The organism is Legionella sp. D16C41, from assembly GCF_048541585.1.
Classification (GTDB): domain Bacteria; phylum Pseudomonadota; class Gammaproteobacteria; order Legionellales; family Legionellaceae; genus Legionella_C.
The window spans coordinates 864,466-886,651 of sequence record NZ_CP183303.1 but is presented as its reverse complement, the minus strand read 5'-3'; the positions used below and the strand labels follow the sequence as shown (position 1 = coordinate 886,651).

The following is a 22,186-nucleotide window of genomic DNA, read 5'->3' as shown; positions in this document are numbered from 1 at the left end:
AGCGCTATAACACTTAACGCTTTCAATACTTAGTCTTAACCTTATTTAATCGTATTAATTTTACAAAAAAATGTGTAAAAGACAGTAAATACAGTTTAATGAAATATTTTGCAATAATCTTAAAAAACTACTATTTATGATAAAGAATTTGTGATTGTAATGAAGGTTATTAGATTTTCCTCTCCTTTTTTCAGCCGTCTTGTTTTTAAAAGATAACCACTTGCAGCAATTTATTAAAATCGCTTTAATTAATCATTTAATATACCGTTAATACTTATATTGTATAATAATTGTACTAAAACAATCCTAAGGCAGGATAACATGGCTGGTCAAGATATAGCCCGTAAAAAGTTCGAAGCGCTTACTTTCCGCGAACTACATGGTATAATTAGACAGAGTGAGAGCATAGTTAAAGCAGCTAAAGAAGTAGGTATAGGTAAAACGACCTTAGAAAAATACCTTAAACAACTACCCTACTGTCAAATACCTTTCACGTATGGCTCAGTAAAAAAGATTAAACCTGCTGATTTAGAGAAGTCTTTTCTCGGTAATTGTGATGCCAAACTTACCTTGGACCAAACGCCGTTAACGAAGCGTACTTTTAAATCGCTTCATGAAACAATTTTAACTAGCGATAACATATACACTGCCGCTTCTCGCTTAGGCGTTAATGACAAAACGTTACGTTCTTATCTAAGTAAGTTGCCTCATATTGAGCAATCGTTAACGTTTCAACTATTAAAAAGTAAATCTGAACAGGAGATAAAAAATTTTTATCCCGGTGACTATGAGGCCATTCCAACGCTTATTAAAATACCGTTAAAACAGCGTACCTTCAAAGAGATTCATCAAGCAATCCGTGCTAGTAGCGGTATTACAGATGCAGCAAGTTGCTTAGGTGTTGAGATTGAGGCATTCCAATCTTACTTAAATCAATTACCTTTTATAAACGAGCCGTTAACGTATAACTTGTATGACTTACTTAAAAACACCGAGGAAAAAGATATCATGACCATTTATCTCGGTGACTATGAGGCTATTCCAACCCTAAATAAAATACCCTTAAATCAGCGTACCTTTAAAGAGATTCATCAAGCCATTCGTGCTAATGATGGTATTTCAGAGGCGGCGCATCGCTTAGGCGTGGGGCGTGAGGCATTCAAACTCTACTTAAACCAATTACCTTTTATAAACGAGCCATTGACTTACAAACGACTTCAAGACACCGAGGAAAAAGATATCATGACGATTTATCCCGGTGACTATGAAGCTATTCCAACCTTTATTAAAGTACCGTTAAATCAGCGTACCTTTAAAGAGATTCATCAAGCCATTCGTGCTAGTAGTGGTATTTCAGAGGCGGTAATTCTCTTAGGTGTAGGGCATCAGACATTCGATGTTTACTTAAATCAATTGCCTTTTATAATCGAACCATTGACTTATGATAAACTCCAAAGAACCGAGGAAAAAGATATCACGACGATTTATCCCGGTGACTATGAGGCTATTCCAACCCTAAATAAAATACCCTTAAATCAGCGTACCTTTAAAGAGATTCATCAAGCCATTCGTGCTAGCAATAGTATACTTGACGCTGCCGCGAAACTAGGTACCTATAAAAACTCTTTAGCAGTCTATCTTAGTCGTTTACCTCATGTAGACAAGCCGTTAACCTATGACCTATTAAAAGAGAAGGCGGAGAGTGAGATAGGTGATATTTACCCTGATGCCTATGAAGCAGTACCCGTGATTGACAGGCTAGTTTTTCGAGAACTCGCGTTAGAAAAAATTCACAATGCTATAAAAAATTCTCCTGATGTCACAACAGCTGCAAGTAAGTTAGGCTGTCATTATAAATCAATAAAGCGCTTTCTAGACAAGTTATTGGTAGTTGACTCCGTTTTAACATTTGACTACTTAAAATCTTTATCTACGACCGAATTTTGTAATTATGTACTCCATGCTAAAGAAAATAATGCATCAGCGCGCCGTAGAGCACCCTCCTCACGCGCTTTATCAAATGCCTCAGATTTTGATGATAATGAACTACCGCAAGAAACCCTATTAGCCATGTTAGATATCATTGAAGATGATATCTATTTTCTTGCGGGCGTAGTTGATCCCTTTGAGGAAACTATTGAAGAATCACCTTATCCCAAACATGATGCAGTATCCTCTAGTTTTCCTACAGAAGTTAATCATAAAAACGCAAGCTTAGCTCAAAGGAATTTAATGGTAAATCCTGATGATTTAACCATTGAAAATAGTAATCCTATGGTACTGGAAGACCATACGGATTTACCCCTAGACTTTATTAATTCTTTTAGCGAAGCCATTGAAGAATCGCCCTATCCTGAACACGACGATGTAGCTTCTACTGAAGCGGTTACTTTAGAGAAAGTAACCGCCTGTAAAGAAGATGTTAATTTAGACGAGTTAACATCCTGGCCAGCTGACCTCATTGTGCAGGATTCAACGGCGGTTTCTTGTGAAGAAAGCGCAACAGAAGCTCACGATAGTGGGCCTAGCGTTGAGATTGAAGAAAGTGCCTCACAACGTAAAAGCACGACTAATTCATCATCACTTCAAAGCCTGCCAACCTTTTTTAATTTACGAGGTAAAAGAGCTGCCCCGGAAGAAACCATTGATAAAAACCATGAGCAAGTATGCAAGCCTAAAGTAGCGAAAGGTTAACTTAAATTGGGTCTTAAAAAACGACCAATAACTGCTATTATATTTTACTTCTTTGATAAGGCACCCGTTTGAGTGTATTAAAATAAATACACTGCTATCAATCTATACATTTTATTAGCCTCTATTCACTTTAGACGTATTGGTTTAATCACTTTTAACTATTAGTTATTGTTAGTGGAATCAAATTGGTAATAACTTTCTTGCTCAAATACTTGATTGTTAGGATGTTTTTGCGGTTTTGGAAATAAGCCATACATGGATAGGGTTTCATAAGCCGGATACTTTGTATTGGTAGGCTGCCTTGGCGCCTCTGCCCTTTGTGGTTGTATACGCGTTGAAGGATAAGAAAAATGCGCTAAATAGACTTGATCTGTTCTGCGTAAAAGGAGTAGCTTGGTATTGCGCTTGTTTCATATAGTCTACCATATTGGTCTGAAAGTAAGGGGATAGAACAGAGTTTATTATTATCAATAAATGTTAGGCTATAACTTTCTAGCTTATTAGAACAATACAGGGAGGAGTCATACCTAGTTAGGTTAGGTATTTCCTCGTCTATTGCTGCTGTATTCGGTATGGTATAGGAATACGAAGGTATAGTATAGGATGGGGTAATATTTTGAGAAGTCGAAGTAGTCCCTCTTAACTCTTTTAATAAGTCATCTAATTCTTTATCGTCGTAATCTGTCCTGAAAGTCGACATCTCCACTTCCATAAGCCAATCTAATAAGCTCCCTACATTTCCTAAGCCATGGAGTAAAATTGATGATCGCTTAATTAGGGGCGCTTTAAATTGAGACCTAGGTATTAATTCGTCTCCACGTTCCCAGCATTGTTTATAGCTAGGCCCAAATCTTTTTTCCAATTCTTGCTCTGAGGCTGCTTGTAATTTGTCAAAATCTAAGTCTGTGTTACTACGGAAAAAGTCATTTAAATAAGTATATAGAGTCGCGTTCGATATATTTAGTTTAGCAGCGGCTCCTCGCATGCTTTTATGACATTTGATAGCATTATGAATAACATTAAATGGGTAATCTTCTGGCCTGCTTTTTGGAAGTATTTCTAAATATTTGTCATACGCTTGACCATATCTTTCCCTCATGGCGCGAGGCGATAATTTTTTAATCTCGCCATAGCGCAAATTTGCACGATTTAGGCTGTCGAACGAGACGTCTCTTAAGTACTCCTTAAGTGCATTATGACGCACCTTTAGCTTCTCTGCAGCATCAACTAAATTAGAGCTCTCTATAATGACCTTATGAATAGTAGAAAATTTAAAGCCTTTTAATTTGGATGGGGGCGTAACCGTAACTCTAAAATATATGTATAATATTTTAACAATTAATATATATTTAAGTCAATATAATTATATTTGAAGGGCAATACGGAGCGCTAAATTTGTGTCTTTAAAATAGCAGGGTCTCAAAAATGACCCTTAAGTAACTTACTGTTCTAATTTCAATTTTCTCCAAATTGATTTTAATTATTCATGGTAATAAGATAATTAGCTTTTAGCTTATTTAGAGTTGTTGTGGTTAATTTCACTGAGCAAAAATTATTATCTTTATGTCCTAATTCCCAAAGAACTTAATTTAAACCACAAAGATGTTAGTTATTTCATATCTATAACTGAACTACGCCCTATTGAGTGTTTTGTAACACTACCCCTAGTACCTCATTTAATATAAATTTAATAATTATTCTGTATAATAATTATACTACATGTTATTAAGGCGGGATAATATGGCTGGTCGAGATATAGTTCGTAAAAAATTCGAGGCACTTACTTTCCGCGAACTACATAATTTAATTAGAAACAGCAAGGACCCAGTTCAAGCTGCTAAAGAATTAACTACAAATCAAAACACCCTACAAAAATACCTTAAACAACTACCCTACTATCAAAAACCTTTCACGTATGGCTCAATAAAAAAGATTAAACCCGCTGATTTAGAAAAATCTTTTCCCGGTGATTGTGATGCCAAACTTACATTTGACCAAACGCCGTTAGCGAAGCGTACTTTTAAATCGCTTCATGAAACAATTTTAACCAGCGATAACATAAACACTGCCGCTTCTCGCTTAGGCGTTAATGACAAAACGTTAAGTTCTTATCTAAGTAAGTTGCCTCATATTGAGCAATCGTTAACGTTTCAACTATTAAAAAGTAAATCTGAACAGGAGATAAAAAATTTTTATCTCGGTGACTATGAGTCCATTCCAACGCTTATTAAAATACCGTTAAAACAGCGTACCTTTAAAGAGATTCATCAAGCAATCCGTGCTAATGGGGCTAGTGCGACTATTTCAGAGGCGGCAAGTCGCTTAGGCGTTCAGACTAAAACACTCACAGCTTACTTAAGCCAATTACCTTTTATAAACGAGCCACTGACCTACAAACGACTTAAAGAAACCAAGGAAAAAGATATCATGACCATTTATCCTGGTGACTATGAGGCTACTCCAATCTTTGTTAAAATACCCTTAAAACAACGTACCTTTAAAGCAATTCATCAAGTCATTCGTGCTAGTAGTGGTATTTCAGATGCGGCAAGTTGCTTAGGCGTAATGCCTGAAACATTCCAATCTTACTTAAATCAATTGCCTTTTATAAACGAGCCGTTGACTTACAAACGACTTCAAGACACCGAGGAAAAAGATATCATGACGATTTATCCTGGTGACTATGAAGCTATTCCAACCCTACGTAAAATACCATTAAAACAGCGTACCTTCAAAGAGATTCATCAAATAATTCTTGCTAGCAATGATATAGCTGATGCTGCCACTAAGTTAAGTACTTATAAGCAAATTTTAGCTATTTATATTACTCGGTTACCTCACCTAGGAATACCTTTAACCTATCAATTGTTAAAGGATACACCAAGCAATGAAATAAGCACTATTTATCCGGGTGTATATGAAGAAGCGCCTATGATTGAGAAGCTAGTTTTTCGAGAGCTCGCGTTAGAAAAAATTCACAATGCTATAAAAAATTCTCCTGATGTCACAACAGCTGCAAGTAAGCTAGGCTGTCGTTATAAAGCAGTAAAGCACTTTCTAGACAAGTTATTGGTAGTTGACTCCGTTTTAACATTTGACTACTTAAAATCTTTATCTACGACCGAATTTTGTAATTATGTACTCCATGCTAAAGAAAATAATGCATCAGCGCGCCGTAGAGCACCCTCCTCACGCGCTTTATCAAATGCCTCAGATTTTGATGATAATGAACTACCGCAAGAAACCCTATTAGCCATGTTAGATATCATTGAAGATGATATCTATTTTCTTGCGGGCGTAGTTGATCCCTTTGAGGAAACTATTGAAGAATCACCTTATCCCAAACATGATGCAGTATCCTCTAGTTTTCCTACAGAAGTTAATCATAAAAACGCAAGCTTAGCTCAAAGGAATTTAATGGTAAATCCTGATGATTTAACCATTGAAAATAGTAATCCTATGGTACTGGAAGACCATACGGATTTACCCCTAGACTTTATTAATTCTTTTAGCGAAGCCATTGAAGAATCGCCCTATCCTGAACACGACGATGTAGCTTCTACTGAAGTGGTTACTTTAGAGGAAGCAACATTCAGTGAAGACATTAATTTAGACGAGCTAACATCCTGGCCAGCTGACCTCATTGCGCAAGAGTCAACGGCGGTTTCTTGTGAAGAAAGCACAACAGAAGTTCAAGATAGCGGGCCTAGCGTTGAGATTGAAGAAAGTGCTTTACAATATAAAAGCGCGACTAATTCATCGTCACTTCAAAGCCTGCCAACTTTTTTTAATTTACAAGGTAAAAGAGCTGCCCCGGAAGAAGCCATCGAGGATGGGTTTAAGCAAGTACCACAGCCTAAAGTAGCAAAATAGTCGCTTAGATAAGGTCTCAAGAAAGGACCGTTTTTGAGTCTGTTTGAATGCTTAAAATGCAAGTTGCTTTCACTAAAGTTATTTATGCTAAAATAGTTAACCCTTTATCAGCTATTAAATTTAATAATTTTAAAGAGGTACCTCTTGGATGTTTTTCCCCCTGTTCCCATTGGCGAACAGTTGATGGCGATGTATTTAAATATTTAGCAAAAACAACTTGACTGACATGCTCTTTTAGACGCAAAGTTTTAATTTCTTGCGCTGTAAAAGACTTAATTGGAGGCAAACATAATGCATCAAATTCATGCATTGTAGTAGCGTCTACAATACCAGCATCATAAAGACCTTTAGCAGACCCATGCACAACATCTAAAATTGATTTTTTCATTTTTCACCTACTCTAATTAGATTGCCAGAATCTAATGCATTCATAATTTCTATATCTGATAAAGAAAAATAAAGTTTGGCTAATTTTTTTAAGGCCTTAAGTTCCTTATCAGTAATATTAGATTTTTTATTTTTTGCAAAACTATATATAAAAAAAAGCTTTATTATTAAATTTAAAGGCAACTATAGTCCTTGCGCCGCCTCGCTTACCTTTATTATCTAGTAGAATTCTTTTTTTATAAACATTACCGCCCAGATTAGCATCAAAAAAACCATTATTCATTTCTAAGACTGCATTTATAAGCACCTGATCAGAAACCTTGTACTCTTCTCTTGAGCCCACTCAGAAAAAGCATTGATTTTATATATTTCCAAATTTTTCTCTTTTAAATAATTATATCACCTAGTGTTATAATTACAAATAGTTATTAATGCTTAATGGCTGTGGTTTAAAATAAAATTTTTTTAGGATGCAGCTCCTCTATAGATTTCAAAAAAAGAAAATGTAAGTCTTGAAAAACGAAGTTTTTTGAGACTCTATAAAGTTATAATACCAGCGCACGCACTCCAAAATGACTTCACCATGAAAATGACACCATTTAAAATCAGATTGATTTTTTAAACTTATACAAATAACCACCTAAATTCGATTAGTACACAACAAGTTTATTTTTACAACTTGCCTCTAATTTGCAATCAAGACAAAGATTGGTATAATATTAGTACATTAAATTTCATTTAAAAACAAATCGATTTAAATAAGAAATAAATATAAAATCCCCAAAAATTTGTGAAATCACACATTAACTTTATGCAGTTATAATCACTTTAATAATTAATTGTAGAGCCTTGGTTTATGAAACGACGTTTTTTAATTACCTGTAGTACAGGTGATATTGGTACCGAATTATGTTTATATTTAGCAAAAAAAGGACATGATTTAATTATTACAGGACGTGACTTGGAAAAACTAAAAAATCTCTCTGTAAAAATTACAACATCTTATCCAGACGTACATGTTAATTTCTATTGTGCTGATCTGGGTGTTCCTGAAACAATGAATGAACTAATAGCACAAACTAAGCTACAGGGTATTGATGGTATTGTATTGATGCCGCCAAGACCACCTGTGTTACCAGATGATCCCATTCAACAATTTCACACTTTAAATAAGGTTATGCAGGATTGTTTTACAGGACCTCGCTTTTTGCTTCAACAGCTATTGCCATGTATGGAGGAAAGTAGTTTAAAATCGGTCATACTAATTTCCGGTACTTCAAGTAAGCAACCAATTTCCAATCCAAATTGGGAGGCTTTTAATGATATCCGTACCACTTGGGCTGGTTGTTTAAAAACATTTGCTGATACTTACGGCCCTAAGGGAGTTCGATTTAATGCAATTTCACCAGGACAAGTAGCTACACAAACATACAATAAAAAACTCGAGATCGAAGCGCAAGCAAAGTCAAAGCTATTTACAGAGGTATTACGCGAAAAAACTTCAACCGCACCTTTAGGAAAATTAGCCAGTGTACATGGGGTTGTGAAAACTATTTACTTTTTTCTAAAATCCAGTGGTTCTAATGAAATAACAGCAAATAATATTCATATTGATGGTGGCACTATACGTCCTTATTATTAAAAAAATAATAAAGCTAAATAATTTGCTTTGCATAATACGTCAGAAATAACCATTATTCAATTGAGCTGAAATAACTTTAACGATGTAATGACTAAATATCCTGTTGCTCTCTACTTGTTTAATCGGCACAAAGTGCATTGATAGGCGGCTTGCTGCTTCAACTATTCCTTCTGCATCATTAGTATCATTTTTATTGGTCTTAACAAAAGGTTTAACAAACTGAGAGCTAATTAATTTTACAGTATGGACGTATCTTTAAAAACCCGCCTAGTAATTTGACCCACCATATGACTACATTACAATAGTACAAGATGGTAAATTAGCAATATATTCAGTTAATTTAGTGCACTCAACTCGCTTTTTTAATAGCCTATCCACTCCATGTAATTGAAAAATATTCTTGGCTATATTTACCCCTAATACGCTAATATTCATGCTTGAACCTCCCACTTAGTTTAAAATTTTCCAATTTTTATACTAAGCTGATAACACATGTTTGCCAACTCAGTAGGTGGGATGGTTCATTACATTACCAGCTTTTGTCTTGAGCTTGTTTTCCTTTCTTTGATCTTTTATTTTTCATTATGCTCCAATATAAAAGAAATCATCATCAATTATTATAGCCTCACTATTAAAAATCATAGTTTATAACTGAAATTGTTCAACCAATTGGAGCCATAGTACACTCATTTTTGCATTTTTATGAGCTTGAGCTTACTGTCTTGGTATCGGTCACGATTTTTATCAATTAAAGTAATATGTCCAACCTTACGCTTAGGATGCGATTTTTTGCCATAATCATGATAATGGAGACCCGGTATCTCAAGGCACGATTGGATGGGGAACATCTTGCCAAGACAGTTGACTAAAAAGCAATTACTCATAAGCTCCGTAAGGCCTAAAGGTAGAGAAAAAATTGCACGTAAATGATTTTCAAACTGACTGGTTATTGCTCCTTCAATGGTTAGATGCCCCGAATTATGGACTCTAGGAGCAATTTCATTGACTATTAGTTCGCCATTATTGTGAAAAAATTCGATGGTTATGACGCCGATATAGTCCAAACAATCTATAATCGTTTTAGCAATATTTTGAGCTTTTTGTTGCAATAAATGATTATCTAACGGGGCTTCGGACCATTGAAGGATGCCCTGATGATGTTGATTTCTAATAAGGGGATAAAATTGAATCTCTTCATGCTGATTTCTCACCGCAATAAGCGATACCTCCTCTTCAAAAGGAACAAACTGTTCCAAAATCAAATCACAAGAAGTCATCAATTCCCAGGCTCTTGCTAAGTCAGACAACTGATGAAGAATATACTGTCCTTTGCCATCATAGCCTAACCGTCTTGTTTTCAAGATAGCAGAGCTATTCCAGCTTATAAAGGTATCCTGCAGTTCCTCTTGCGTTTCAATCGCAGTAAAACGAGCTGTTTTTATTTTTAATGAGTTTAAAAATGCTTTTTCCAAAAATCGATCTTGAGTTATTCGGAGCGCTTTAGTCGTGGGATAAAATGGAACTTTTTTGGCAATGAATTCAGCACAAGCTAAGGGTATATTTTCCGTTTCAAAAGTGACGCAATCGACTTCATTGCAAAACGCAGTAAGTGCTTTCTCATCACTAAATGATGCTGAAACCAGACGAGTTAAATGCCGCACACAGGGATTGGGATCAGGTGAAAAGCATAGGGTACGAATTCCTAAGGAGTGCGCAGCCAAAACCAACATTCTTGCAAGTTGTCCACCACCTAAAATACCGAGTTTCATAAGGACTCCAATTGGGGTTTATTGTTATCAAGAACCTTTTGGGTTTGTTGCGCTCGGTATTGCTCTAAGCGTTCACAGACTTCCGTGTTATTGTTAGCAAGGATTGCGGCTGCTAAAAGTGCTGCATTAATTGCGCCTGATGTGCCGACTGCTAAAGTGCCAACCGGTACTCCTGCTGGCATTTGTACTATGGACAGTAGGGAGTCCAAACCATTAAGTAAGGAAGAAGGAATTGGAACACCCAAAACAGGAAGTCTGGTCATTGCTGAGATCATTCCAGGAAGATGTGCTGCACCTCCAGCACCAGCAATAATAATCTGTATTCCGCGTTCTGCTGCGTTTTGTGCATAGTCATAGAGTTTGTTAGGTGTTCGATGTGCTGATACAATTTCGGCATCAAAAGAAATTTTTAAGTCCTTTAAAATTTTTGCGCTTTCACAAAGTATTGGCCAATCGCTTTGAGATCCCATAATAATGCCAACCAACGGTTTTTCTTGCATTTCAATATACTCCTACTTGGGTTAAGGATTACAATAATCACAATATTGGGTTAAATTACAGAAATGGGGCAAATACAAACTGAAATTCTCTTTTTGAAAAAAGTTAGAGCGGCATTGAGTAAACTATAATTTGTTTGCCCTCATAATTATCATGCCTCACATAGATCATGCCAGCTTTTACTAATATATTAATCGATGCTTTGTTTTCCGGGTATGCAAATGCTATTAAAGGAAATGGGATATTAACTTTTCCCCAGGCAAGCAATGCTTTTAATACTTCAGTCGCAAATCCATTGCTCCAATATTTTGGTAGAAATTTAAAACCTGCTTCGACCTCGTTAGTTTCCATCCAACCCGTCCCGCAAAATCACTCGTACTTTTTAAAAACATAGCCCATTTACTAAAACCATACTTCTGTTGGTGTATTATATCATCTTCTAGATTAAGCAATGTTTCAGCCATTGTTTGTATTCCACAGGGAATATATTGCATTACCTGTGGATTAGAATGCAGTTTAAATGTGATTCTTTAAATAATTAAATAAGTCAATTATTATACACTTTAATATGCTTCTTTATCACTCTCAATTCTTTATCAAGAAACGACCGTTTATGATACTAGTATAGTATTTATACATAGTACTGAACCAATTCTAAAATATAGGATTACTAAGATAAAATCCTATACACTAATTCACAATAACTATGCGCCTTGAGCAAGTCGATATTCATTAAAGATTTCCTTTAATTTGAATTGAGGTTTTAAGCTAAATTCATTGGATATGGGTCACGTTACTTTTTTCTGAACACTTTAGTTTCAGGAAAAGTACATTGCTCTTCAAATATATTTGAATAAAGCTTACTCCAGTTTTCAGATTCAGCGGTTTTTAAAGTAGAGTGATAACATTTAATACCGGGATATCTAAGGTTTCTTTCTACAAGAGAAGGAAAAAATGCTGCACTAATTTTATCTTTTGACCTATAGGAACTTAGAATAGTTCTATCATACTCGTCTTGTTTTGCTTGAGTTGTATTGGGATAGGCTTTTTCATAATATTTTACAAATTCATTATATGCGCTACTAATGCCTACACCATTAGCCTTAAAAAATTCTTCTAATTTAATTCCATGAAATTCAATATTAAAAGAATCCAGCACATAAATTTCATTATTTTTTTGCCATAATACAATAGCATGATCTTCACTAAATTTTTTATTATTGTCTGTGGTTGCAATGCCTTCTTTATAAGTAGTCGCTTTAACATAGGCCCATTTGATATCCAAGACTCCAGCAACTTGTAGCCCGTAAGCAAAAAGAGCATTCGCTGCTCTGCAATCTGCAAACCGTTGCTCGATATTTATTTCAGTTGTCATAAAGGGATATGATTCAGGATTAAGAATATCTTTTAAACTAGCTGACAAAAGTTTTTTTTGAATTTCTACATAATTTTTAACTTCTTTATTAGCATAAAGCGGATGTTGGACATGGTTATAATCCCCTCCATGGACCTTCTTGCCATCTATTGTGCTCACTGGGAGATTAACCAGTTGTACTACCAAAAGATGGACACGATTAATTTTTTCAACTTCACTAAGGCGGCTTTCTCTTATAGCAACACAAATATCTCTAAAAGATTTTTCTACCTCATTATCATTTTTGAAAGGATGAGGTAATTTTCCACTTCCTGTTACTGCCCAATGGGGATATTTTCCCTTATGTGGCCAACTACCAACAAAAGCTATCACTTCATTTTCATTAGTAGGAATTTCTTTCGCATTATCAAACCATTCTTTACTTTTTATTTCATTAAACTTTTTATTTTTTGAGAAGGGCATAGTTAATTCCTCCTCTTTTGCTTTTATAATTTATGTTTTGTGATGTCTCTAAATTGGTATTTTCCTCATTTATACTGTTTCCTAGCGCTGATATGTAAATGGTTAATGTCTCATCAAATAAGCAAAAATTAACATTTTCACGACAAAGGTGGGTACACGCTTTAAGCATGACATACTCCTCATTATGCGTTCATACAAGTGTTAATTATGAAATTTGATTTTAATTTATTTTTATTAAGAGAGTATTAATAAACAATCAAATTGATTAGTTTTATATCTAAAATGAGAAGTTACAGCAAAAATTTAGACTTAGAAGGGCTCTGTTGCAAGAAATTTTTAATTTGCAAAATATTAATTTTTGGGTCGATCGCAGCTGTATAGCCCAAATTGTTCATTAATAAACGACACTTCGTTACGTGTTCCTAAATCCAATGATTGAATTGTCCTTTCTTAAACATCAACATCATTTCAAATCCTTTGATAGTTGCATAGGCTGTTTTCATGGATTGAAATCCAAGCGTAGGCTTAATAAGCCGCTTTAGTTTTCCATGATCGGATTCAAGTCGATTGTTAAGATATTTAATTTGGTGATGTTCAACTCGCTTAGATAAATTCCCTACCTGTTTCAATTCTCTAATGGCTTGATTGTAGGCTGGATTTTTATCCGTATTAATCACGCTAACATCACAGGTAGGATTATTCTTTACCAGTTTATTAAGAAACCGTTTAGCCGCTTTGGCATTGCGACGATGAGACAGATAAAAATCAATCATATGGCCAGACTCATCAATAGCGCGATATAAATATTTCCATTCCCCTTTGACTTTGACATAAGTTTCATCGAGATGCCATCTCCTAGAGTAACGTTGGTTATACCAATCTAATCGTTTTTTAAGCTCCGGCGCATAGTACTGAACCCAGCGATAAATTGTCGTGTGATCGACTGATAAGCCACGCTCCGTCATCATTTCCTCTAAATCTCGATAGCTGATCCCATATTTACAATAACAGCGTATACATTGCAGGATGACTTCGCCATGAAAATGGCGCCACTTGAAATCAACAGGGTTTTTAAAGCTCATCAGATCGTTATACAAAATTAATTAGTATACTACAGCCTTGTTTTTGCAACAGGGCCGTATACAACCATCTTATTTTTGCAACACGCCCTCCTTTATAATACTTGGCGATAAATTATTGCTTTATGAACATTAAAAGTTTTAGCAATTTCACTGACTAACCTATCTTCTTGTAATAGCCGTATTTTATTATTAAATAGCTTTATTTTAAGCAGCAGAAATTTCAACGTGCATAGGTATATTGTACTGGTTTAATGAATCTTGTAAGGCAAGCCGAACAAATTGTTTATCAGAATAGCCAAGTTTATCTGCAAAGGATTTAGCTTTCTTAGCACTCACTATTTTACGATCATGCTCTAAGTCACAAAGATACTGAACAGAAATGCCTAACCTTTTAGCAAAATGAGTTTGGCTTTCCTCTTCACCTAATCGAATAGCACGAAGGGTTTTACCTAAACTTAAAGGACCTACTTGTTTTTCTAGATATTCACGTGCATTAATAGTCATGTTTATTTACCTCTTCGATTGTAATAAGCTCCATATTGCCGTTTGATGTCATCGTATAGATAGCTCGGTAACCTTTAGAAAGACGTATAGAACGCTAACCTAGTCGGTTACCCTTTAAAGGTTCATCATGATAACCTGGTATTTTTCGAACTTGATAAATACCTAATTGCTCTACTGAATCAATCCAAACTAATAATTTAGTTTTTATATATTCTGGTATTTTTTGTAAATCTTTTTGAGCCCGTTTAGAAAGCTCTATAATATTTAACGCTTTCAACGCCTGGTCTTATAATTTATTTAATAATATTTATTTTACACAAAATAAGTGTAAAAAGCTAGTAAATATAATTCAATGATATTTACTTCATGACTCTCAAAAAACGACCATTTTGAGACTACTCCCACTCTATTTTTCATTACCAAAAAGCCTTACTCATCCTGCTTTTTACATTGCTATTTTTCTTATATTTTCATATCATAATCAAAGTATTATAAACTTATTAAAAATAATAATAATTGAGAAATTTGATGTCACGATTAATTGGTTATGCCCGAGTTAGTACACTTGAGCAAAATTTAAATTTACAGGTGGATGCCCTCCTCAAAGCAGGTTGTCAGAAAAATCTTATTTTTAAAGATAAAGTTTCGGGCTCTAAAACTGACCGACCTGGTCTAACGCAATGTTTAGAAAAATTAGAAGCAGGTGATGTCTTAGTCGTTTGGCGTCTTGACCGCTTAGGCCGCTCAATGGTGCATTTAGTAACCCTTATTGAAACCTTGCGAGAAAAAGGCGTGGGGTTTAAATCGCTATGTGATGGAGCGATTGATACAACCACTGCTTCCGGTGAATTGGTTTTTAATATTTTCTCGTCCATGGCTCAGTTCGAACGCAGACTTATCCAAGAGAGAACACAAGCAGGTCTTTCTGCTGCTCGTGCTCGCGGCAAAAAAGGTGGCCGGCCTAAGGTGGATGCCTCTAAAATTCAAGCTGCTAAGCGTATGCATCAGGATAAAGCATTAGCGATTGCCGATATTTGCAAAGTACTTAATATTTCTAAGCCTACACTTTATCGATATTTAACATCATAGGTACGATAAGGTTTTCACTAAAGAGTAAATAGCAATCCTAAAGAACTGATTATTATTGGAGTTATTGCGCTAGAATAGCGTAAAAAAGCACTTAAACTGCATACCGAACCAGATAGGTAGGCTTTGCCCTGGTTAATTTCCTTTAAGAAATTTAATCTTTAAGAAAACTGTAAAAAAGAGAGTCTTTTTATGTGCCTTAGCTCGCTCCAAAATTAGCCACTAATTCCTTCAAAGGGAACGATTATATTCGGTACTTTTGTGATAATGAATGTTATAAGGCGTGGAGAGAGCAAACTCAGAAATGGCTGGATGATAATAAATGACTATGACAGACAAGAAAATGGGTAATAAAACGAGACATCAACTATAATGAAATTTTATGTTGCTTCTGATACAGAATCTATATCGCTAGCGATTGATTAAGGGCATGAGATAAAATAATGTAGAAAATGCTCAAAGAAAGCGATGATAGAAATTAGCTTTATAAATCCTCTGTTATGTACTATTGCAGAGATAAGTATTTCATAGGAAGGAGACTTATCATGGCTAAAGCAAATTTAATTGGCATTAACCACATTGCACTTGAAGTAGGTGATGTAGAAAAAGCGTTAGAATTCTATAGTCATATCTTTAATTTTACGTTACGAAGTAAGAGTAACGAGCATGCATTTATTGATTTAGGCGACCAATTTATTGCGCTTATGAAAAGTGCAACTCCTCATAGAGATACGATTCGTCATTTTGGCTTGGTCGTTGATGACCGTTCTAAGGTTAAGGAATTGGCAATAAAAGCTGGAGCAGAATTAATAGGAGACAGATTTTTTGATTTTTTAGACCCTTGGGGTAATTTTATTCAAGTAGTTGAATACGCTGATATTCAATTTACTAAAGCCCCTGAAGTATTAGCTGGGATGAAATTGAATGTTCAAAAAAATGAAGCAGCATTGCAGGAGCTTGCTAATAAAGGAATGGCACCTCAATAATAATATAAAAGTGAATTTAACTGGTTACCTCTTATGAAGTTAAAAAATACATATATCGATATCTAGCAGTCTGACTTTATTTAAATTTTATCTAGGGAATTTGCAGAGAAAAGATATATTTTTAAGTGTTAATTTCACCATACAAAAATTCTTATATAGTGAAATATATATACTTACCATTTATTTGCATATTGGATTTGAAAAAAACTATTACTAGCTAAAATAGTCGGACACTGCTTTCATATTTTTTCGCATTAGCTCTACAAAGATTGTCGAAGTCATCCAGACAAGGGATAGGTGGATAGTAAACATTGAATGCAGTTAAGGATGAATTTTCATTTCTTTCTAACGCGGCCTTAATTTCTAAAAAGCCATCATTATTAATATTACTATTTGTTAAATCAATTTCTCGAATCCAATTGTTATGTTCAAGCAAATCAGCAATAGGATCAGCTATATCAAAAAGATTACTATTAAGGTCAAGGCTAGTTACTGTATCATTATTCTTTAATCCATTAATAATATGGACAATGTCTTTATTATTTATCTCGTTGCTACCTAACTGAAGATCTTCAATCGTGTGATTTTTTTCTAACATCGAGCCTAGCGCTATAGCTGCTTCATCACTTGAATTATTACCTAAAAACTTGAGCGTAATAACTTTATTGTTACTTTCTAATGCCTTAAAAATTTCTCTAGACTGTATTGAGCTTAAGTTCGCTTGTCTAAAATCAACCACGGTAAGGCTAGAATCATTTTGAATTAATTTTGTAAGGATTTCCTCGTACTTAAATTTCACTCACTACTCCTAATAAACTTTTAATTACTAGTTCGATATTGACTAATTTATCTACCCTTTGCTTAATTTGAAAATATAGTTCCTACTGGATACTTTAATGCATAGAAACAACGACCTTAATGTGCTTAAGCTTGTCTTGTCGTCTATCATCAACGTACCTTTGAGCGTAATTTGCCTTCACGTCCAATAACCTAAGCATATATGAATAAAGATTAGATTACGATTCAGCTCCGTACTAATTAGCGAATTATGGACACTTATTTCATCTGATTCTATTATATCAAAAGTTGCACTCATCTGTTGAATCCAAGCTGAGTTAATATATAATAGTTTAAATTCATTAACTTGTTGATTTAAAATGCTAAAATCACCACCTTTTACAGATAAGGGACTAGGTTTTACTGAGATTCAATCACTTTCTATAGAAATTAAAGAATTAGTAAACAAACTCCAACGTAGCCCTAATCCTCTTTTATTGAAACAAATAGAAATTAAAGTAGAGCTAGCTAGGAATTATTTTCAAAATTTAAAGCCAAACTCGCAAGCTTGGGCATATGGTGAGCGCTTTAAAGGCTATATTTATTTATGTGAAGCAATGGGGATAATTAATACTTTATTTGCAGAAGCTCAGTTAATCATGCTTCCTTATCAATCAATTAATAATAAAGCCTTAGAAACTAGTTATACAGAGGAGTTATCGAAACTTATAAAAGAAATGTCACAATTACGCAATGAATGTGTTTTACTATTAAACGAAGCTAAGCAAGCGGCAATACCTCAAGCATTAGAAGAGCGAATAAAAAAACTTGAAGAAAAAGTAGGCACTTTACAAGAAATAGAAAAACCTAAGCAGAATAATGAACTTAAAAATGAAAAATCAAACTCTACTACATTTTTTTCACCTGTTTTTTAGGATTGATGCTGCAAAAAAGATTAAACTTAAAGTCTTAAATTTTAGGTAGAGCTCAACTCTAAAGCCCAAATTTTTCATTTAAGCACTTTTTTACATAAATGACCGGTTATTATGTGGAATCACCCCTAATCTACTCCAAGAAAGCGAGAAATCAGCCAATTAAGTGGTCATTTAACTAGGGTTACATAAAGATTAATTTACTTTTATTTAAATGACCAAAGACAATCCAACTAGAGCTCAGTCAGGAAATAGTCTTAATTTAAGATTTGTATTACCAAAATATTCTATAAGCTTTTCTGTACGAGCTATCAAGAAGAGTGTCCTTACTTAAATTAGTTTTTGTAAAGATGCTTCTAGGAAATTTCTTTTCTTAGATACAATTTAGCCATATAGATAACCAATAGACTTTAAGAGATAAGCTTATCTAGTTTTAAAATTAACTAGTCATTTTGCTTGATATAGCTAATGTACCAAAATTTGTAACTATTTTGTGAGTTACATTTCTATTATCTAGCTTAGCGGTTTAAGTCGTATGTAGTTTAATTATCCGTGACTTTTATATAAATATCACACAGCCTTATCCACAGAAATTGTGAATAACATATTGCAACGCAAAATAATTTACTCATTATTAGAAAGTATAAGAACAAACGGCACTGTACCTTTCTTTTACTCTATAGCTACCCGCTGTGGATACGATTAGTATCGCGATAATCCTCTAGAACAGGTACAAAAAATATTTGCAAATGACATAAATAGAATTTATTTAGGAGCAGATACGGATTATTTAATAACTACTGATGAATTAAATATTTAATAATTGTTAAAGAAACTAAAATTTTTCATAATGAAAATCCAAAAGAACTTAATTTATTTTCACCTTTATTATTCATTGCTATTTCATCAAGTCGCTTACCATAATTAGATAAAAAATCTTTAATTTTATGTGATACATTTCCTTTTAAAAAATAAGAATCACTAAGTAATTTTTTTGCTAATATAGAAGCATCATCAGGATTAGTACAATTTATTAAAGCTAACTTTAATTCCACTAACTTATCTTTTTTGTAATTTTTTCTATTCCTGAACAAAGTAATTGAACTTAAATCTTTTTCATACCCTTTAATTAAAGTATTTATTTGTGTAATAAAGTTATTTTTTTCTTTTAAAAATACTAAATTTTTCTCCTTTTCTATCAATAAAGCTGAGTTGCCATTTTCTTTTCTAATACTCTCTATTTCTGATTCTAATTCATTTATTTGCTTAATTACTTGTCCATTAAAATAAAACTCTGGGCGTTTATCTAAATCAGCACGAACGTTACTGGTCTCAAATAAGTTTATCTCTGTTTTAATACGATATATTTTGTCGCTTAACGATTTATATTCTGAGCTATTGTTTAACTCCGTCGCTCTTTTTCTCTTTTCTTCTCGCTCATTTCTAAGCGCTTGCATCTGATCTTTCCTATCTTTATAATCCGGGTAATCTTTAAACAACTGTCTTTCTTCCTTATCTAATTCCACCAAGCGGTTTCGTAGAGAAAGTAATTCTTGATCATATTGTTGTATTTGCTCTTTTAATGCCCTAAGTTGAGTTAAAGTTTTTTTACAAATTGATTGGCCAAAAATAATTAACTTACCTTTTTTATTATCTACACCTATACTAATATTTGATACTTTAGTATTAGAAATAGTATTAGTTAAGGCTCTTACTTCAATGTTATATCCTTGTTCAAAAAGTAATTGAGCCACTTTTGAAGCAAAGCAAACGTTATTTAACATAAATCCAATTTCACAACCAATTAGATCAATTTCCTTAACACTAGAAGGTAAGCGGCAAGTATTAACCAGATAGTATACAAAGGCTTCTGGCGTATAATAGTGATTGTCTGGATCACCAAAAAAACCGTTATGGGCATGAGCAACAAAGGTTACTCGCGAATGATTATGTGTTAACGTGTCATAACCTATTTGTTTATGAAAAGTTGATGAATCAAAGTCAGGCTCAATAATATCATCTGGATAATTTTCTTGTAAAAAAGTTGTTAACGCAGTAATAGCTGAATCTTTTTTTACTACCACTATTATGCTTTTCATTAACTATGATTCCTTAATTAATTCGACTTATTTGTAATATTTTAACTCGTTTATATTAAGAAATTATGAAAGACGAGATATTGCTAAATTATTGCAGACTTAGTGAAAATGTACCTTTAGAAAGATCCTTAATAATTTGCTTCAGCTAAAAATCCAATTCATTTCTTTAGACTATTCTTGATGAATTTTCTTTCCAATTTGGAAATAGATAGTTTCCAAATTACTGGATTCTCATAACGTATTTTTTGCATTAAAATTGTACAGTATGTAAATAAGACTTGGTTAAAATCTATGAAACAAAATGCAACCAATGCACCTAAAGATGCAACTAAAGAAGACGATGATAAAAAACCAGACTACCATTTTGAAAACGAAATTGAAAAATTTTTTACAGAGCATGAAAAAAATTGCTATGAAATATTAGGCGTTCCACCGACAGCAGAACCTTCAGAAATTAAAGATCAATATCGCAAATTAGCTCGTCAATACCATCCTGATAGAAACCCGGGTGGTGACGAAAAGTTCAAAGAGATTAGCGCTGCATATGACATTCTAAGTAACAAAGAAAAGAAAGCATATTATGATAGATTATTAGCCACCAAACTTGCTGCACAGCCTACAGTTAAAAATCATGGTTTTGCACCATCTAAAAAAGAAATTGTTGGCTTAATTAAAGTTCGGAAAATCCCTGTTACTTCAAGTAACTTCATAGATGGTGTATTAGAGCTTCTTTTTGTCAATTCAAGAGCAGCACAAGCTTTCGTAGAGGAATGGAATGAGCGTTATGCGAATGGCTTAGTTCATCATAAGTTTGTGAGCTTAGGGCAGCTATGTGTTTCATTTTTGGAACCTGGTAATAAAACACAACAGCAACGACAGCATATAGCTAAGCTTTTAGCTGAGCATAATGGGATACTTAATACGCTAGAAGAATATTATATTATTGCTCCAGATACGATTGAGTACATAGACCCATTTGTGCCATCTCAAAGGCCTACACCAAAAAAATCGCCGGAACCAACTAAAGGCGCTGATGCAACATCTTCAATGCCACAACCTGAGTTTGTTGCTGGCAATCGTAGGAGCATTGATGGATTATGCAGTATCAAAAAGAAGGATAATGTAGCTGAAGACCGATCTCATCTAAAGTATGTAAGTCTTAAATTTAATAGCTCCGTGCAAGCAAAACAATTTGTAGCAGTATGGAATAGAAATTATGCAAAAGATAGTTTGCTTCAGCTGATTACTCTAGATCATGACGATGTAACTGCCATGGTAATACTCGATAGAGGGTTTGTTGAAAAATATAATGCCGAGCTTAATGCTACTAAAACGAATGCTTGTGACATTATTACTTCACTTATGCAACAATATTTTAACATTGATAAATTCGTTGACGTGAAAGCAGCTCAAACGGAAGCTGCTAAAACGACAACTACGCCATCACCTACGCCTGCTAAACCAGCTAAGGCATCGTTCACGCCTACTAAACCAACTAAAGTTTCTACAAGTTTCTTTCATACTACACCACCTTCTACAAGTGCATCTTTAGATTGCATCCCTATCCCTGGATTAGAAAAAATAATTAAACTTGACACCAACCCTAATGCTGATAATGGTTTTTTGTTGTTGAAATTTAAGAGTTCTACAGAAGCGCAAAATTTTAGAGATGTATGGTGGAGAAAATATGCTGAAGAAAATTGTTTTGAATTTATATCGTTAAATAATGAATGCTGTGTGAATAAATTATATGGTTTTAATGAGCATAATATTTATCCTATAAAAGTCCAAAAACAGTCTATTTATGAAATTGTACTTAGTCGACTTCAATCAAAATACTATATTCCAAGTAATATCATTTCAGATGATAACTTAGATAAGCAATCTACTTCTGTTAACAAACCAATGTAAGTCATGGAGAAGAATGCCTTATCCTGCAATAATAATATTCTTCTATATTAGGAAAGATGAATATTAGAACACCAACAGGCACTATTACGATACATCGTAAATCTTTTGG

The 22,186-nt window shown here is 34.0% G+C and carries 21 protein-coding genes and 2 pseudogenes; 7 read left to right on the top strand and 16 right to left on the bottom strand.

Annotated elements, in window-relative coordinates:
* The first annotated feature begins 321 nt into the window (after nt 1-321).
* The gene (locus ACNVED_RS03945) at nt 322-2,694 is read left to right on the top strand and encodes a hypothetical protein (RefSeq protein ID WP_419420459.1); all 2,373 of its coding nucleotides are present in this window, start codon (nt 322-324) and stop codon (nt 2,692-2,694) included.
* Between the two features lie 355 nt (nt 2,695-3,049).
* On the opposite strand, the gene ACNVED_RS03940 is transcribed toward ACNVED_RS03945, so the two are convergent.
* Nucleotides 3,050-3,898 (bottom strand): hypothetical protein, encoded by an 849-nt coding sequence (locus tag ACNVED_RS03940; protein WP_419420458.1) that lies wholly within the window; start codon nt 3,896-3,898, stop codon nt 3,050-3,052.
* Nucleotides 3,899-4,434: 536 nt separating this feature from the next.
* Here ACNVED_RS03940 and ACNVED_RS03935 point away from each other — a divergent pair.
* The gene (locus ACNVED_RS03935) at nt 4,435-6,567 is read left to right on the top strand and encodes a hypothetical protein (protein WP_419420457.1); all 2,133 of its coding nucleotides are present in this window, start codon (nt 4,435-4,437) and stop codon (nt 6,565-6,567) included.
* Nucleotides 6,568-6,649: 82 nt separating this feature from the next.
* Here the strand turns inward: ACNVED_RS03935 and ACNVED_RS03930 are convergent, their stop codons facing one another.
* From ACNVED_RS03930 to ACNVED_RS03920, 3 genes are read right to left on the bottom strand one after another with little or no spacing between them, the layout of a single operon-like run.
* The gene (locus ACNVED_RS03930; protein ID WP_115304370.1) at nt 6,650-6,955 is read right to left on the bottom strand and encodes a helix-turn-helix domain-containing protein; all 306 of its coding nucleotides are present in this window, start codon (nt 6,953-6,955) and stop codon (nt 6,650-6,652) included.
* Nucleotides 6,952-7,137, bottom strand: coding sequence for a type II toxin-antitoxin system RelE/ParE family toxin (locus ACNVED_RS03925; RefSeq protein ID WP_419420456.1), 186 nt, complete (start codon nt 7,135-7,137; stop codon nt 6,952-6,954). The genes ACNVED_RS03930 and ACNVED_RS03925 overlap by 4 nt, the downstream gene beginning before the upstream one ends.
* Nucleotides 7,097-7,237: a type II toxin-antitoxin system RelE/ParE family toxin gene (locus ACNVED_RS03920; RefSeq protein ID WP_419421142.1), complete on the bottom strand. Its 141-nt coding sequence runs from the start codon at nt 7,235-7,237 to the stop codon at nt 7,097-7,099. Before ACNVED_RS03920 ends, ACNVED_RS03925 begins: the two co-directional genes overlap by 41 nt.
* Before the next feature lie 573 nt (nt 7,238-7,810).
* Between ACNVED_RS03920 and ACNVED_RS03915 the strand changes: the two genes are divergently transcribed.
* On the top strand, nt 7,811-8,596 hold the full coding sequence (locus tag ACNVED_RS03915) for an SDR family oxidoreductase (protein ID WP_419420455.1): 786 nt from the start codon (nt 7,811-7,813) through the stop codon (nt 8,594-8,596).
* 90 nt (nt 8,597-8,686) lie between these two features.
* On the opposite strand, the pseudogene ACNVED_RS03910 reads toward ACNVED_RS03915, so the two are convergent.
* The 10 genes and pseudogenes from ACNVED_RS03910 to ACNVED_RS03865 all read right to left on the bottom strand — a co-directional run.
* Nucleotides 8,687-8,842 (bottom strand): annotated as a pseudogene (locus ACNVED_RS03910) (IS110 family transposase); the annotation flags it as partial.
* 45 nt (nt 8,843-8,887) lie between these two features.
* Complete coding sequence (locus ACNVED_RS03905; RefSeq protein WP_419420454.1) at nt 8,888-9,031, bottom strand: hypothetical protein; 144 nt, start codon at nt 9,029-9,031, stop codon at nt 8,888-8,890.
* A 251-nt stretch (nt 9,032-9,282) separates the two neighbouring features.
* Nucleotides 9,283-10,365: a 5-(carboxyamino)imidazole ribonucleotide synthase gene (locus tag ACNVED_RS03900; protein ID WP_419420453.1), complete on the bottom strand. Its 1,083-nt coding sequence runs from the start codon at nt 10,363-10,365 to the stop codon at nt 9,283-9,285.
* Nucleotides 10,362-10,865, bottom strand: coding sequence for a 5-(carboxyamino)imidazole ribonucleotide mutase (gene purE / locus ACNVED_RS03895; RefSeq protein ID WP_419420452.1), 504 nt, complete (start codon nt 10,863-10,865; stop codon nt 10,362-10,364). Before purE ends, ACNVED_RS03900 begins: the two co-directional genes overlap by 4 nt.
* Nucleotides 10,866-10,968: 103 nt before the next feature.
* Nucleotides 10,969-11,217: pseudogene (locus tag ACNVED_RS03890) on the bottom strand (GNAT family N-acetyltransferase); the annotation flags it as partial.
* A 439-nt stretch (nt 11,218-11,656) separates the two neighbouring features.
* Entirely contained in the window at nt 11,657-12,700 is a 1,044-nt protein-coding gene (locus tag ACNVED_RS03885; protein ID WP_419420451.1) for a hypothetical protein, read from the bottom strand.
* Entirely contained in the window at nt 12,681-12,869 is a 189-nt protein-coding gene (locus tag ACNVED_RS03880) for a hypothetical protein (protein WP_419420450.1), read from the bottom strand. Before ACNVED_RS03880 ends, ACNVED_RS03885 begins: the two co-directional genes overlap by 20 nt.
* A gap of 253 nt (nt 12,870-13,122) precedes the next feature.
* Complete coding sequence (locus ACNVED_RS03875) at nt 13,123-13,782, bottom strand: IS6 family transposase (RefSeq protein WP_419420449.1); 660 nt, start codon at nt 13,780-13,782, stop codon at nt 13,123-13,125.
* Nucleotides 13,783-13,986: 204 nt separating this feature from the next.
* Entirely contained in the window at nt 13,987-14,286 is a 300-nt protein-coding gene (locus tag ACNVED_RS03870) for a helix-turn-helix domain-containing protein (RefSeq protein WP_419420448.1), read from the bottom strand.
* Between the two features lie 94 nt (nt 14,287-14,380).
* Nucleotides 14,381-14,563 carry a type II toxin-antitoxin system RelE family toxin gene (locus ACNVED_RS03865; RefSeq protein WP_419420447.1) on the bottom strand — a complete coding sequence of 61 codons (183 nt, stop codon included), beginning with the start codon at nt 14,561-14,563 and terminating at the stop codon, nt 14,381-14,383.
* Nucleotides 14,564-14,814: 251 nt separating this feature from the next.
* On the opposite strand from ACNVED_RS03865, the gene ACNVED_RS03860 reads away from it, so the two are divergent.
* Nucleotides 14,815-15,375 (top strand): recombinase family protein, encoded by a 561-nt coding sequence (locus tag ACNVED_RS03860; protein ID WP_419420446.1) that lies wholly within the window; start codon nt 14,815-14,817, stop codon nt 15,373-15,375.
* A gap of 542 nt (nt 15,376-15,917) precedes the next feature.
* The gene (locus ACNVED_RS03855) at nt 15,918-16,358 is read left to right on the top strand and encodes a VOC family protein (RefSeq protein WP_419420445.1); all 441 of its coding nucleotides are present in this window, start codon (nt 15,918-15,920) and stop codon (nt 16,356-16,358) included.
* A gap of 217 nt (nt 16,359-16,575) precedes the next feature.
* Here the strand turns inward: ACNVED_RS03855 and ACNVED_RS03850 are convergent, their stop codons facing one another.
* Nucleotides 16,576-17,157 (bottom strand): hypothetical protein, encoded by a 582-nt coding sequence (locus tag ACNVED_RS03850; RefSeq protein WP_419420444.1) that lies wholly within the window; start codon nt 17,155-17,157, stop codon nt 16,576-16,578.
* A gap of 358 nt (nt 17,158-17,515) precedes the next feature.
* Here ACNVED_RS03850 and ACNVED_RS03845 point away from each other — a divergent pair, with 358 nt between their 5' ends.
* Nucleotides 17,516-18,070 carry a hypothetical protein gene (locus ACNVED_RS03845; RefSeq protein WP_419420443.1) on the top strand — a complete coding sequence of 185 codons (555 nt, stop codon included), beginning with the start codon at nt 17,516-17,518 and terminating at the stop codon, nt 18,068-18,070.
* A gap of 842 nt (nt 18,071-18,912) precedes the next feature.
* Here ACNVED_RS03845 and ACNVED_RS03840 read toward each other — a convergent pair.
* Complete coding sequence (locus tag ACNVED_RS03840) at nt 18,913-20,166, bottom strand: hypothetical protein (protein ID WP_419420442.1); 1,254 nt, start codon at nt 20,164-20,166, stop codon at nt 18,913-18,915.
* A gap of 291 nt (nt 20,167-20,457) precedes the next feature.
* Between ACNVED_RS03840 and ACNVED_RS03835 the strand changes: the two genes are divergently transcribed.
* Entirely contained in the window at nt 20,458-22,077 is a 1,620-nt protein-coding gene (locus ACNVED_RS03835; protein ID WP_419420441.1) for a J domain-containing protein, read from the top strand.
* Nucleotides 22,078-22,186 lie beyond the last annotated feature (109 nt).